The organism is Pseudomonas pergaminensis (assembly GCF_024112395.2).
In the GTDB taxonomy this organism is placed as follows: domain Bacteria; phylum Pseudomonadota; class Gammaproteobacteria; order Pseudomonadales; family Pseudomonadaceae; genus Aquipseudomonas; species Aquipseudomonas pergaminensis.
Genome location: NZ_CP078013.2, coordinates 3,810,099 through 3,823,405, shown reverse-complemented (window position 1 = coordinate 3,823,405; position 13,307 = coordinate 3,810,099). Strand labels below are relative to the sequence as shown.

Below are 13,307 nucleotides of genomic sequence, written 5' to 3'. Positions count from 1 at the left end.
GCCAACACCGAACAAGTGTGGGAGCGGGCTTGCTCGCGAATACGGAGTATCAGGCGACAAAAATATCGACTGATCCACCGATTTCGCGAGCAAGCCCGCTCCCACATTGTGACTCACTGTTGATTCAGTTGGATCTGCGCTTTCGCCTGCTTTACTACGTTTTCCACGGTAAACCCGAACTTCTCCTGCAACTTGGCCAGCGGCGCCGACGCGCCGAAGCTGTTCATCACGACCTTGGCGCCGGTCTGGCCCACGTACCGGTCCCAGCCCAACGGGCCTGCCTGTTCCACCACTACCCGCGCCTTCACCGCTGGCGGCAGCACGCTGTCGCGGTAGGCCTGGTCCTGGTCTTCAAACAATTCCCAACTGGGCATGGACACCACCTGCGCGGCAACGCCCTCTTGGGTCAGTTGCTCATAAGCCGCAACGGCCAGGCCGACTTCGCTGCCGGTCGCCAGCAGAATCACCTTGGGCTCGTCGGCACCCGCCAACACATAAGCGCCCTTGGCCGCACCGGACGCCGGCGCGTATTGGCTGCGATCCAGTGTCGGCAACGGTTGGCGCGACAGCACCACGCAACTCGGCCGATGGGTTTGCGCCAGGGCCACCTTCCACAGCTCCAGGGTTTCATTCGCGTCACCCGGTCGCAGCGTCAGCAACCCTGGGGTCGCACGCAACTGCGTGAGGTGCTCGATCGGCTGGTGCGTCGGCCCATCTTCGCCCACGCCAATCGAGTCATGGGTGAACACAAACACCACCGGCAACTCCATGATTGCCGCCAGGCGGATCGGCGGTTTCATGTAGTCGCTGAACACCAGGAAGGTCGAGGTATAGGGCCGCAGGTACGACAGCGCCATGCCATTGGCAATCGCGCCCATGGCGTGTTCACGAATGCCGAAGTACAGGTTGCGCCCGCTGTAGTCGTCGGCGCTGAAACGCCCGGCGCCGTCGAAGGTGAGGTTGGTCTTGGTCGACGGTGACAGGTCGGCCGAGCCGCCCAGCAGCCAGGGGATCTGTTCGGCAAACGCATTCAGCACCTTGCCGCCGGAAGCACGACTGGCGATGCCCTTGGCGTCGGTATCGAAATCCGGTAGGTGTTTCTGCCAGTGCTCCGGCATTTCCCCGGCACGCATACGCCTCAATTCATCGGCCAATTCCGGTTCGTACTGTTCCAGCTGGGACAGGTGCTCGCTCCACTTTTCATACAGCGGCTCGCTGCGCTCAAGCAAAACATCATGCAATTGCGTGCGCACATCATCGGGCACCAGGAAGCTGGAATCCTCGGGCCAACCATAGGCTGCCTTGGTCAGGCGAATTTCCTCTTCGCCCAGGGGCTCGCCATGGGCGGCGGCCGTGTTGTGTTTGTGCGGGGAGCCGTAGCCGATCACGCTGTCGACCACAATCAGGGTGGGCGCGCCGCGGTTGCAATGGAACGCCTCCAAGGCGTTGCTCAGGGCTTGCAAGTCGTTGGCATCGGTCACGTGCAGGGTGTGCCACCCATACGCCTGGAAGCGCTTGATCACATCTTCGCTGAACGCCAGCTCAGTGTGGCCTTCGATGCTGATGGTGTTGTTGTCATATATCCAGCACAACTTGTCCAGTTTCAAATGCCCGGCCATGGACGCCGCTTCGCCGCTGATCCCCTCCATCATGTCACCGTCGCCGCACAGGGTGTAGACGTTGTAGTCGAACAGGGTTTTTTCTTCGCGGTTGAAGCGCTTGGCCAGCCAACGCTCGGCCATCGCCATGCCGACGCTGTTGGCACAGCCCTGGCCGAGCGGGCCGGTGGTGGTCTCCACCCCAGTGGTCATACGGTATTCGGGGTGGCCCGGGGTTTTGGAGCCCGCCTGGCGAAACTGCTTGATATCGTCCAGGCTGACAGCGGCCTGACCGGTGCGCTTGCCGTCGGCATCCAGTTCCACCACACCGGCCAGGTGCAGCAGCGAATACAGCAACATCGAGGCATGGCCGACGGACAGCACAAACCGATCACGGCTGGGCCAGTCGGGATGTTGCGGGTGATAACGCAGGAAACGACTCCACAGCGTATAACCCACCGGCGCCAGGCCCATGGGCGTGCCTGGATGGCCGGAATTGGCCTTCTGCACGGCGTCCATGGCCAGGGTGCGGATCGTGTTGATGCATTGGGTGTCGACAGCGGTGGCAGCATGAGTCATGAAACCGGTCTCCCTCGGGTGGCTACCTAGAGTGGAGGGCAGGGCGCGGCAAAGGTTTGATCCAAACGCCTGCGCCGCGACGAACGGGGCCTTATTGACCCCGGACATGACAAGACCCCTCGCAATGGTCTAGCTTCTAGGGCGTAAGCCATTGATCAACTTGCGGAGGTACGCCATGCCAGTGAAACACGACCTGTATCAGGACTTGGGGTTGAGCAAGGAAGTCGTTCACGAACGCAGGGCCAATGACAAACGCCTGGACTCGCTGCTCACGCAGTACGACGACGCGGACAAGGAAGTGCTGAAGGCGGAATCGGCAAGCGCCGGCGATGAAGAGGTGGAGAAGCTGAAGAAGAAACGCTTGTTGATCAAAGACGAGATTGTGGCGAAGTTGGAGTAGGCCACCGTCCGCGTTCCTACGGGGCGCGGACACATTTATTCAGAATTGTCCGGGGGACAGGATTCTTCCCACTGCCTATCATGCCGACCGCCCACCCGGCTCTGGGGACTTTTTGCGGCGCAAGGATTGCGCTGGTGAGCCGGGTGGGCACTTCATTTCATGCCAGCAGTGTTCTCGTGCATTCATCGACAGAGCGCTGCTGCGTCTCGCCATACAGCTTCAATTCATCAATCGTCTGGCGCCCCAGTGCCTTTTCAAACTCAGCCTGGTTCGAGTTCGCCGCGTAGTGACTCTGCGCCGCATCCCCCAGGTTCGACTGGAAAATCCCCGCTGCACTCACCGGCAGGAAGTCCTCATACACCAACGGCTCCACATCGATATGGCCCGCGGCGATCAGTGCTTGCAGTGTGCGCGGTTGCTCGGCTGTGCCACGTGCTGCCACACCTTGCGCGGTGGGGAAGTAGCGGAAGTACGCCAGGCCCTGGTCACGCATCTGCGCGTGGTTATCCGGGAAGGCCTGGAAGTGCTGTTCCATCAATTCGACATAACGTGCGGCGTTGCCCTCATTGGGAAAGGCGCCGAGTTCGTCGCGTGCGGCGTTCAGGAGTTGGTCGTACAGTGCGCGGCCCTTGGGGGTGAGGGCGACGCCGCGCTGTTCGATTTCGCCAAACCGTGCGCTGTGGCTGCCTTGGGCGTCGGTGAAGGCGATGGGTTCGTCGAGGGCTTTGAAGCTGGTCTGGCGCAGCAGGATTGGGCAGTGGCGGCGGGGCGGGCCTTCGATCACGGCCTTGGGGGTGATGCCCTTGCCGGGCATGGCGGCCTGGACCTGGTCGATGTCCAGGGTGCGCGGGGTCAGGTGGTTGATGTGCGGGCCTTTGAAGGCGACCACGTCGGCGATCAGGCGGTGCTGGTCGCTCAGTTGCTGGTACTGCGCGCCGGTGACGGTGGCGGTGTGATGCCAGCGGAAGGTTTCCAGGGCCTGGCGGATAAACTCGTCGGCGTCCTGGGCATTGAGGCCGCCGTGCTGTTCCGCTTGTTCGATCAGCGCCAAGGCGCCTGGGGTGAAGATCGAACGCTTGGCCAGCGCCGCTTCGGCGAAGGCGCGCAGCTCGGGGTTTTCGATCAGTTCCAGGCGCAGCAATGAGGTGAATACTCGAAACGGACTGGTTTGCAGCGCCTGCTCGTGCACCGCGCGAAAGGCGGTGGAGTGCACCGGCACGCCGGCCGGGGTCAGGTCGTAGTAGCCCACCGGCTGCATGCCCATCACCGCGAACAAGCGGCAGATGGTCGCCAGCTCAGCGGCGGTGCCCAGGCGGATCGCGCCGTGGCGTTCCATGTCCAGGCGCTGGATTTCGCCGGTGCGTTGCAGCTGTTGCGCCAGCTGCGGTTGGGTGTCGAGCACGTGGGCATTGGTCTCGGCCACCAGCTCCATCAGCGCGCCATACAGCGGAACTTCATCCCGGTACATGTCGGACATGGCCTTGGAAAAGCCCTTGCGGATCTCGTCTGGGCTGACATGTGCGGTGCTAGGCATAGAAAAATTCCTGATGGTTGTGGCGATGAAGGTAGCCTTTGCCTGGATTCTGTTGAGCGCCAGGCCAAGTGGCAAACGAAGATTCTTCAGGACTTCATTCTGCAAATGAATGAGATGACGTGAAGATGACAAAAAACGGCCTGTGCGAAATTTCATTTTCACGCGTTTTTCCTAACTAATTCTTCACGGAACCCGCCCCGGTCGGCATGAAAGAATCGTCACGTTTGCAAGGATGAAAACGCCGTTATGCACATCACGCACATAAAAAAATGTTTAGGGGCCGTCGTTAATGAAAATTTCTACACTGGCGTTGTCGATCACCGCCGCCGTTCTTGCACAACACGCATTCGCTGACGATTTCGGGCTCGGCTCTCTGGGCACGGGCAATGGTCACAGCGGTTTCCTTGAAGACAGTCATGCGTCCGTCAGTTCGCGGACCATGTACTACAGCGCAGACAACCGCTCGGGGACCAACAACGATCTGCGCGAAGCCGCCACCGCGCTGCGTTTTGACTACAAATCCGGGTTCACCCAGGGCACGGTTGGCCTTGGTTTCGACGTCATGGCCTTCGGTGCGCTGCGCCTGGACGGTGGTGATGGTCACACCGCGGGCCCAGGCTTGGCGGGCAACGGCAACAGCTTCTTCCCGACCAAGAACAACGGCACCGAGCCTGCCGATTCCTTCGGTCGCGCGGCGGGCAATGTGAAGTTCCGCATCTCCCAGACCGAGTTGCACGTGGGTGGCGGCTTGGCGCCGGTCTTGCCGATCCTGGTGTCCAACGACAGCCGCGTGGCACCGCAGACCTTCGACGGCGGCATCCTGACCTCGAATGACATTCCCAATGTCACCTTCACTGGTGGTGAGCTGAACCGCGCCGAAGGCCGTGCCTCCAGCAACTCCACAGGCTTGAGCGTGGCAGGCGGAACCCGCGACAGCGACAGCTTCAAATTCGGCGGGGTGGACTACAAGCCGTTTGGTTCTTCCGACAATGTGGTCGCGAAAAACCTGACGTTGCAGTACTACTACGCCCAACTGCAAGACTTCTACAAACAGAACTACGTCGGCCTGGTCCACGTACTGCCGTTGGGCAATGACCAGTCGTTCAAGACCGACCTGCGCTACTTCGACAGCTCCAGCGACGGCAAGAATGGCGAGAGCGGCTACCAGTTCAACAACAACGGTGGCTACGCCAAGCACGCCAATGAAGTGGACAACAAAACCTACAGTGCGGCCTTCACCTATCAGTTGGGTGGCAGCAGCCTGATGCTCGGCCACATCGGCGTGGGTGACGACGGCGGCTTCGTGTGGGTCAACCAGGGCAGCCTGGCCGACCCTCACGCACAAGGTGCCGGCGGCAGCGACTTCTACCTGTTCACCGACGCCGTGGTCGGCCAGTTCTCCCGCGCGGGCGAGCAGGTCAACTTTGGCCAGTACTCGTATGACTTCAAGGCCTACGTTCCTGGCTTGAAGGCATCGGTTGCTTACCTGGACGGTTCGGACATCAAGTCGAAGGTCGCCGGCGGCCCTGACCAGAAAGAAAACGAAGCCGACTTCCGCCTGGACTACGTGGTGCAGGCCGGTCCTCTGAAAGGCTTCGGTACCACCTTGCGTACCGGCACCTATCACGGCAAGAACACCGGCACCGCCGACCAGGATCAAACCCGCCTGATCTTCAACTACACCTACGCCATCTTCTAAGTCTTCATGTGCACCCGGGCGTCATTGGGCTCTACACTGCCTCTCACCTGGTAGGCGATGGAGGACCCAATGACGGCCACCCCCGACACCCGAATACTTGATACAACCGAAGGCCAACGTTTGGCGCTGCCGGATGCCGAGCGATGGCGCGAGTGGGGCCCCTATTTAAGCGAACGCCAATGGGGCACGGTGCGTGAAGACTACAGCGCCGATGGCGATGCCTGGGCTTACTTCCCCCATGAACATGCGCGCAGCCGCGCCTATCGCTGGGGCGAAGATGGCCTGGCCGGTTTCAGCGACAAGGCGCAGCGCTGGTGCCTGGGCCTGGCCCTGTGGAACGAGCGCGATGCGATCATCAAGGAACGCCTGTTCGGCCTCAATAACGCCGAAGGCAACCACGGTGAAGACGTCAAGGAACTGTACTTTTTCGTCGACGGTGTACCGAGCCATGCCTACATGCGCATGCTCTACAAATACCCGCATGCCGCCTTTCCCTACGCCGACCTGATCAGCGAGAACGCCCGCCGGGGCCTGGACGATGCCGAGTACGAGATCCTCGACACCGGCGTCTTCGAAGATAACCGCTACTGCGATGTCAGCGTCGAATACGCCAAGCATCAACCCGATGACCTCTTCATGCGCGTCAGCGTGCATAACCGTTCCGACCAGCCAACCCGCTTGCAGGTAATGCCCCAGCTATGGGCGCGCAATGACTGGAGCTGGAGCTTTGACGCGGCCAAGCCGCAACTGAAGCTGGACGGGGAACAGGTACTGGCGCACCACCCTGAACTCACAGATCGTTACCTCAGCGCCTGGGGCCAGGAGGGGGTGGAATGGCTGTTCTGCGAAAACGAGAGCAACTTTCCCCGCCTGGATGGGCAGCCGGCGCCGGGGCCGTTCAAGGACGGGATCAACGATTACGTGGTCGAGGGTATTCAGTCGGCCATTCGGCGTGACAGTGGTACCAAAGTCGCGGCGCGTTTCATCGTCGAACTGGCAGGCCTGGAAAGCAAAACCCTCTACCTGCGCTTTGCGCCCGTCGACGCGCCGCAGGTCAATGCCCGCAAGCTGTTCGAGGCGCGCCGCCAGGAGGCCGATGACTTCTACGCGGCCTTGCAACACGACATCCACGATGACGATGCGCGCAATGTGCAACGCCAAGCGCTGGCCGGGTTGTTGTGGTCCAAGCAGTTGTACTATTTCGACGTCAACCAATGGCTCGACGGCGACCCGGCCCAACCCGTGCCACCGCCCGAGCGCCTGCATATCCGCAATACCCATTGGCGGCACCTGTCGAATTTCGACATCCTTTCCATGCCCGACACTTGGGAATACCCGTGGTATGCCTCCTGGGACCAGGGCTTCCAGGCCGTGGCCATGGCGCTGATCGACCCAGGGTATGCCAAGCAACAACTGCTGTTGCTGGTGAAGGATCGCTTCATGCACCCCAACGGCCAGTTACCGGCGTATGAGTGGCGCTTCGACGACGCCAACCCACCGGTGCATGCGTGGGCCAGTTGGCGCGTTTATCAGCAGGACAAGGCACTGACCGGCGTAGGCGATATGGATTTCCTTGAGCGGATTTTCCACAAGCTCCTGCTGAATTTTTCCTGGTGGGTCAACCGCAAGGACGCCGAGGGCCGCAACCTGTTCCAGGGCGGGTTCCTGGGGCTGGACAATATCGCCTTGTTTGACCGTTCGGCCACGCTGCCGACGGGTTATCAGCTGGACCAGGCCGACGGCACCGCCTGGGTCGCCGCCTATGCGCTGGACTTGATGCGCATCGGCCTGGAGCTGGCCAAGCGCAACGTGGTGTACGTGGATATCGCGGTGAAGTTTTTCGAGCATTTCCTGTACATCGCTGGCGCCATCAACCGCGTCGACGACAGCGCCGAAGGTCTGTGGGATGAGCAGGACCTGTTCTTCTACGACGTGCTGCACCGCCCCGACGGCCAGAATGAACCGGTGCGCCTGCGTTCGATGGTTGGCCTGATGCCGCTGTTTGCCGTGCTGGTGCTGGAACAGCGTGAGCATGAAGGCCTGGAAGGTTTGCGCGAGCGCTTGATGGGCTTTATGGAGCACCGGCCAGACCTGGCCAAACTGGTGTCACGCTGGAACGAACCGGGGCAGGGCAACCGCCTGTTGCTGGCCTTGTTGCGGGGCGAGCGCACCAAGGACTTGTTGCGACGCATGCTGGACGACAGCGAGTTCTTGTCGACGTATGGCGTGCGCTCCTTGTCCAAGGCCTTCGCCGAACAGCCGCTGGCGTTGAAGATGAATGGCAACACCCTGTGTGCGCGCTACCAACCGGGCGAATCCGACTCGCGCCTGTACGGCGGCAACTCCAACTGGCGCGGGCCGCTGTGGATGCCGGTGAACTACATGCTGATCGAATCGCTGCGCGAGTTTCACCGCTACTACGCGGATAACTTCTCGGTGGAGTACCCGACGGGCAGCGGTTATCTGGCGTCCCTTGAAGAAGTGGCCGACAGCCTCAGCCAACGTCTCACGCGATTGTTTTTGCGCGATGAAGATGGACTGCGACCGTCGATGTCGGGCTATGCGCAATTGGAAGCAGACCCGGCCAGTCGCGACCTGGTGTTGTTCCATGAGTATTTCCATGGCGAAACCGGGCGTGGGTTGGGGGCGTCGCATCAGACGGGGTGGAGTGCGTTGGTGGCGTTGCTGCTGCAGCCGAAAATCTAAGCTGCGCCACTGATCTGCTTTTCTGTGGGAGCTGGCTTGCCTGGGATGGCGTCGGCACTGCCTGCATCAATGTTGTCGGGTCCACCGCTATCGCAGGCAAGCCAGCTCCCACATTGAAACTCCATGGCTTGCGAAATGGCAGGCAAAAAAATCCCGCCACCGAAAGGTCTGCATCAGGTAAATTCGCCACCCCTTCAGATAAGGATGTAGACGATGGCGAATGTTTTCGCGCGGGTTGGCAGTGCAGGCCTATTGGGGGCACTGCTGATCACCTGCGGCGTGTTGATCACTTCACTGTATTCCCGAGAAAGCGCTGCGGCGCCGCTGATGATGCATTGCCGCGAATGCGAGAAAGGTGACGACACCTTCGATGCAACAAAATGGTTCAGCAGCGGCATGTACCGCCTTGAAACGGATATTGTACCCAACCCGATGCGGTCGATGACTCGCACTCATCCGGTGGTCTTCAAAGCCAAGGACAATGACCAACTGGTCGAGGCCGCGCTGCGTGGAATCGGCGATGTGCTCCCATCCTTCGATCCCCGCGCGTTTGAAGCACAGTGGCCCGTGTTAACCAAGCGCGTACGTTACAGCTACAGCTTTTTTATGCTGCCCGATGAACCCCGGGACCTCTATGACATGTACTTGCAAGTGGGCAAATACAAGCTGGTGATCGTGGTTGGGCTTGACGTCAATACCGGTGAAATCACCGCCGAGTATGAAGGGCGTGTGATTCGTGAAAACGATGGTAATGACCCTGCGTACATGGACACGTTCGAAGAAATGGATGACGCCAACACCCGCTGACCGGGAGGTTGGCTGAACGAAAAATCCCGCCGAAAGGCGGGATTTTTTTGAGCGCAGCCTTATCAGGCCGGGAACAGCTCGCTCAGTTTCATGGCCAGCATCATGTCGCCTTCGGTGCGCAGCTTGCCGCTCATGAAGGCCTGCATGCCGTCGGTGTCGCCGCTGACGATGCCTTCCATGGTTTCGCCGTCGGTGACCAGGGTCACTTGGGCGTCAGGGTTTTCGCCTTCCAGCAGTTCGCAGGTGTTGTCCTTGACCACCAGCGAGAAGTTCTGGGTGTCGTCGATACGGAAACCGAACACTAGGTCCAGGCCGTCAGCGGCGGCTGGGTTGAATTTGGCTTTCATTGCTTCTACAGCTTTGGCTACGTCAGTCATGGTTTCGATCCTTTAGGGTAGAGTCCAGTGACCTTGGGGTCACGGTTGGCCGCCGCTCATCGGAACGTGATGAGTTGCGGCGCCTTCAACAGTTGCAAGTGGGTATGACTGTTGAAGGAAGCCAGTGCCACCTCGCGACCACGGAATTTCAGTTGGTTGAGCGAAGTGTTAACAATTTGCCAGTTCAGCTCGAAGGCCTGGGCGGCGGGCATTCGGGTGATCAGGTGAAGCAGGGCGGTGATAGTCCCGCCGGAGGTGAACACCGCGATCTTCTGCGCGTTGTCCGCCGCTTCAAGAATGCGTTGCAAGCCACCCTGCACGCGCTCCACAAAGCCCAGCCAGCTCTCCAGCCCCGGCGGGTCATAGGTGCCGGCCAGCCAGCGCTCGATGATCAAGGCGAAGATGCGCTGGAATTCGCTGCGGTTCTGCGCGGCATTGCGCAGGATCTCCAGGGCTTCGGGTTCGGTGGTGAGCAAGTCGGGGAGCAGGGCGCGAATGATCGCGTCGGCATCGAATTCGTTGAAGGCGCTGTCGATTTCCAGCGCCGGTACCGGCAGGCCGAGGGTGCTGTACTGATCGAAGGCGGCGGTGGCGGTGTGCTGCTGGCGGCGCAGGTCGCCGGCCACGCAGCGGTCGAACACCAGGCCCATGTCCGCCAGGTGGCGGCCGAGCACTTGCGCCTGCTCCACGCCGACGGGCGACAGGACGTCGTAGTCGTCTGCACCGAAGGAGGCCTGGCCATGTCGAATCAGATAGATGCTGCCCACGTCCGTTTTCCCGGTACGTTGAAAGTCTGGCGAGGTTATGAGGATGCCTGCGAGCTGTCAATGAAAAAACATACGCTTGTTTTAAAAGCTCGTTGGAGCCGATCGTTGCTGGCCGTTTGATCACTGGCCCGAACGCGATGCCGTCGGTATGCTTGGGCCATCCGCGCCTGGCGCACCGCACTTGTAAGGAGAACTATGGATTTTCTGGCCGAATACGCGAGCTTTCTGGCGAAGACCGTCACCCTGGTAGTCGCTATTCTGGTGGTACTGATCAGCTTCGCGGCACTGCGCAGCAAAGGTCGTCGCAAATCTGCCGGCCAGCTGCAGGTCAGCAAGCTCAATGACTTCTACAAAGGCCTGCGTGAGCGCCTGGAATCGAGCCTGCTCGACAAGGACCAACTCAAGGCCCTGCGCAAGTCCGAAGGCAAGGCTGAAAAGAAGAAGGGCAAGCAGAAAGCCGAGGCCAAGCCACGGGTGTTCGTGCTGGATTTCGACGGTGACATCAAGGCCTCGGCCACTGAAAGCCTGCGCCACGAAATCACCGCGCTGCTGAGCCTGGCGACCCCGAAGGATGAAGTGGTGCTGCGCCTGGAAAGTGGCGGCGGCATGGTCCACAGCTATGGCCTGGCGTCCTCGCAACTGGCGCGTATCCGCCAGGCAGGCGTGCCGCTGACCGTGTGTATCGACAAGGTCGCTGCCAGCGGCGGCTACATGATGGCGTGCATTGGCGAGAAGATCATCAGCGCGCCGTTTGCCATCCTTGGTTCGATTGGCGTGGTGGCACAACTGCCCAACGTCAACCGCCTGCTGAAAAAGCATGATATCGACTTCGAAGTCCTGACCGCCGGCGAGTACAAGCGCACCCTCACAGTGTTTGGCGAGAACACCGAGAAGGGTCGCGAGAAGTTCCAGGAAGACCTGGACATCACTCACCAGTTGTTCAAGAACTTCGTTTCCCGTTATCGCCCGCAGTTGGCAATCGATGATGTAGCGACCGGAGAAGTGTGGCTGGGTGTTGCAGCCCTCGACAAGCAACTGGTCGATGAGCTGCAGACCAGTGACGAATACCTGGCCACCAAGGCCAAGACCGCCGAGGTGTTCCACCTGCACTATGCCGAGCGCAAGAGCCTGCAGGAACGCGTGGGCCTGGCGGCCAGTGGCTCGGTGGACCGGGTGCTGCTGACCTGGTGGAGCCGGTTGACCCAGCAACGGTTCTGGTAACCCCGATCCCAAGTTGATCACCTGTAGAAGCTCGGCTCCTACAGGTTTTGCGGTGTCAGGGCGGGCGCTGACGGGATGGGGTTGCGCATCAGCGTACCGACCACCAGCGCGCCGAGTAATCCCAGCAAACCCGCCACCCACAACACTCCGCTGAACCCACCCACAAACGCCTGCCGGGCCAGCGGCTGCACCAGCGCCTGTGCCGACGCCGGCAACAGGCCCATGGCTGCCGGCATATCGCCCGCCACGACCCGCGAAGCAATGCCCGCCACCTGTGCCTGCCACTGTGCATCGATTGTCGCGCTCAGCAGTTGCTCGCTGTGACTGCTCAACAACGCCCCGTACACGCCAATCGCCAACATGATCGCGCTGAAGCGCATGGTCGTGCTCATGCCTGACGCCATCCCCGCGCGGTCGCGTGGCACGCAGGCCATGATGTTTTTCTGCGTATCGCCGTTGAGCAGGCCGGCACCGGCGCCAGTGACGGCAATCGCCAGGGCGAAGGGCAGGTAGCCGCCGGTGTTCACCGCCCAGGCACTCAACAGGTTACCGCAGCCGACCAGCGTCAGCCCGGTGGCCATCATCGTTGCGGGGGCAAAGCGGGTGGCCAGGCGTGCGCCGATGCGTGGACACACCAGCATGGTCAGGGCGAACGGCAACATGCCCAGGCCCGAGGCTATCGCGGAGAACCCCAAGCCGTTCTGCAGGTAAAACGGCAGCAGCGTCATCATCACCTGGGCACACCCGGCGTAGGCAAACATCCCCAGCAGCGCGCCGATAAAGCGTGGGTGCCGGAACAATTGCAGGTCGACCATCGGCCGTTGCTGCACGCGTTCAACCCCGACGAACACACCCAGCAACACTGCGCCGCCCAACAGGCGGGCATAGGTCAGCGGGTTATCCCAACCGATCCGGTTGGCCTCGATGAGACCCCAGATCAAGCACAGCAGGCTGGCGCTGAAGGCCAGGCTGCCCCAGGGATCAAGCCGTGCGGACTGGGTATCGCGGGACTCCGCAATCGTGCGCAGCACCAGGCCCATCAGCACCAGGCCTACCGGCAGGTTGAGGTAGAAGATCCAGCGCCAACCCAGGTACTGCGTGATCAGGCCACCCAGCGTCGGCGCGGCGGTCATTGCCACCCCCATGCATGCGCCCCAGAAGGCCCAGGCCTTGGCGCGCTCCACGTCATCGTGGAAGGTGTGACCGATGGATGCCAATGCCGAGGTCAGCAACAGCGCGGCACCCACGCCTTTGATGGCGCGGGCGATATCGAGGATCAGCGCAGTCGGCGCAGCACCGCAACCCAATGACGCCAGGATAAAAATGCCCAGCCCCCAGATCAGGGTTTTCTTGCGCCCGAACCGGTCGGCAATGCTGCCGGCCGGCAGCAACAGCGCGGCGAATGCCAGCATGTAGGCGCTGACCACCCATTCGATATCGGCAAAGTTCGCCCCGAGGTCGCGGGCGATGCTCGGCAGGGTGACGGCGACGATATTGGTGTCGAGCACAATCAGCGAGCAGACCCCGGACGCGGTCAGCAAGGTAAGGCGTGGGCTGACGCGAGTCATAACGGTATTACCTCAGGGGCAATAGGGAAAATGCAGTTGACGGACATCGCA

The 13,307-nt window shown here is 61.1% G+C and carries 10 protein-coding genes; 5 read left to right on the top strand and 5 right to left on the bottom strand.

Features of this window, described 5'->3' with window-relative positions:
- Positions 1 to 113 precede the first annotated feature (113 nt).
- Complete coding sequence (tkt, locus tag KUA23_RS17170; protein ID WP_252992486.1) at positions 114 to 2,177, bottom strand: transketolase; 2,064 nt, start codon at positions 2,175 to 2,177, stop codon at positions 114 to 116.
- Positions 2,178 to 2,352: 175 nt separating this feature from the next.
- On the opposite strand from tkt, the gene KUA23_RS17165 reads away from it, so the two are divergent.
- Complete coding sequence (locus KUA23_RS17165) at positions 2,353 to 2,577, top strand: DUF465 domain-containing protein (RefSeq protein ID WP_099491695.1); 225 nt, start codon at positions 2,353 to 2,355, stop codon at positions 2,575 to 2,577.
- A gap of 157 nt (positions 2,578 to 2,734) precedes the next feature.
- On the opposite strand, the gene hglS is transcribed toward KUA23_RS17165, so the two are convergent.
- Positions 2,735 to 4,111: a 2-oxoadipate dioxygenase/decarboxylase HglS gene (gene hglS, locus KUA23_RS17160; protein WP_078048823.1), complete on the bottom strand. Its 1,377-nt coding sequence runs from the start codon at positions 4,109 to 4,111 to the stop codon at positions 2,735 to 2,737.
- A 289-nt stretch (positions 4,112 to 4,400) separates the two neighbouring features.
- Between hglS and KUA23_RS17155 the strand changes: the two genes are divergently transcribed.
- From KUA23_RS17155 to KUA23_RS17145, 3 genes are all read left to right on the top strand, one after another.
- Positions 4,401 to 5,810: an OprD family outer membrane porin gene (locus KUA23_RS17155; protein ID WP_078048822.1), complete on the top strand. Its 1,410-nt coding sequence runs from the start codon at positions 4,401 to 4,403 to the stop codon at positions 5,808 to 5,810.
- Positions 5,811 to 5,879: 69 nt separating this feature from the next.
- Positions 5,880 to 8,516 carry an MGH1-like glycoside hydrolase domain-containing protein gene (locus tag KUA23_RS17150; RefSeq protein ID WP_252992485.1) on the top strand — a complete coding sequence of 879 codons (2,637 nt, stop codon included), beginning with the start codon at positions 5,880 to 5,882 and terminating at the stop codon, positions 8,514 to 8,516.
- A 213-nt stretch (positions 8,517 to 8,729) separates the two neighbouring features.
- On the top strand, positions 8,730 to 9,323 hold the full coding sequence (locus tag KUA23_RS17145; RefSeq protein ID WP_099491683.1) for a hypothetical protein: 594 nt from the start codon (positions 8,730 to 8,732) through the stop codon (positions 9,321 to 9,323).
- Between the two features lie 62 nt (positions 9,324 to 9,385).
- Here KUA23_RS17145 and KUA23_RS17140 read toward each other — a convergent pair whose 3' ends face one another.
- Positions 9,386 to 9,700 carry an SCP2 sterol-binding domain-containing protein gene (locus tag KUA23_RS17140; protein WP_078048819.1) on the bottom strand — a complete coding sequence of 105 codons (315 nt, stop codon included), beginning with the start codon at positions 9,698 to 9,700 and terminating at the stop codon, positions 9,386 to 9,388.
- Between the two features lie 56 nt (positions 9,701 to 9,756).
- Positions 9,757 to 10,467 (bottom strand): histidine phosphatase family protein, encoded by a 711-nt coding sequence (locus tag KUA23_RS17135; RefSeq protein WP_099491681.1) that lies wholly within the window; start codon positions 10,465 to 10,467, stop codon positions 9,757 to 9,759.
- A 195-nt stretch (positions 10,468 to 10,662) separates the two neighbouring features.
- Here KUA23_RS17135 and sohB point away from each other — a divergent pair, with 195 nt between their 5' ends.
- On the top strand, positions 10,663 to 11,688 hold the full coding sequence (gene sohB / locus KUA23_RS17130; RefSeq protein ID WP_049712929.1) for a protease SohB: 1,026 nt from the start codon (positions 10,663 to 10,665) through the stop codon (positions 11,686 to 11,688).
- 38 nt (positions 11,689 to 11,726) lie between these two features.
- On the opposite strand, the gene KUA23_RS17125 is transcribed toward sohB, so the two are convergent.
- Positions 11,727 to 13,256, bottom strand: coding sequence for an MFS transporter (locus tag KUA23_RS17125; RefSeq protein ID WP_252992484.1), 1,530 nt, complete (start codon positions 13,254 to 13,256; stop codon positions 11,727 to 11,729).
- Between the last annotated feature and the right edge of the window lie 51 nt (positions 13,257 to 13,307).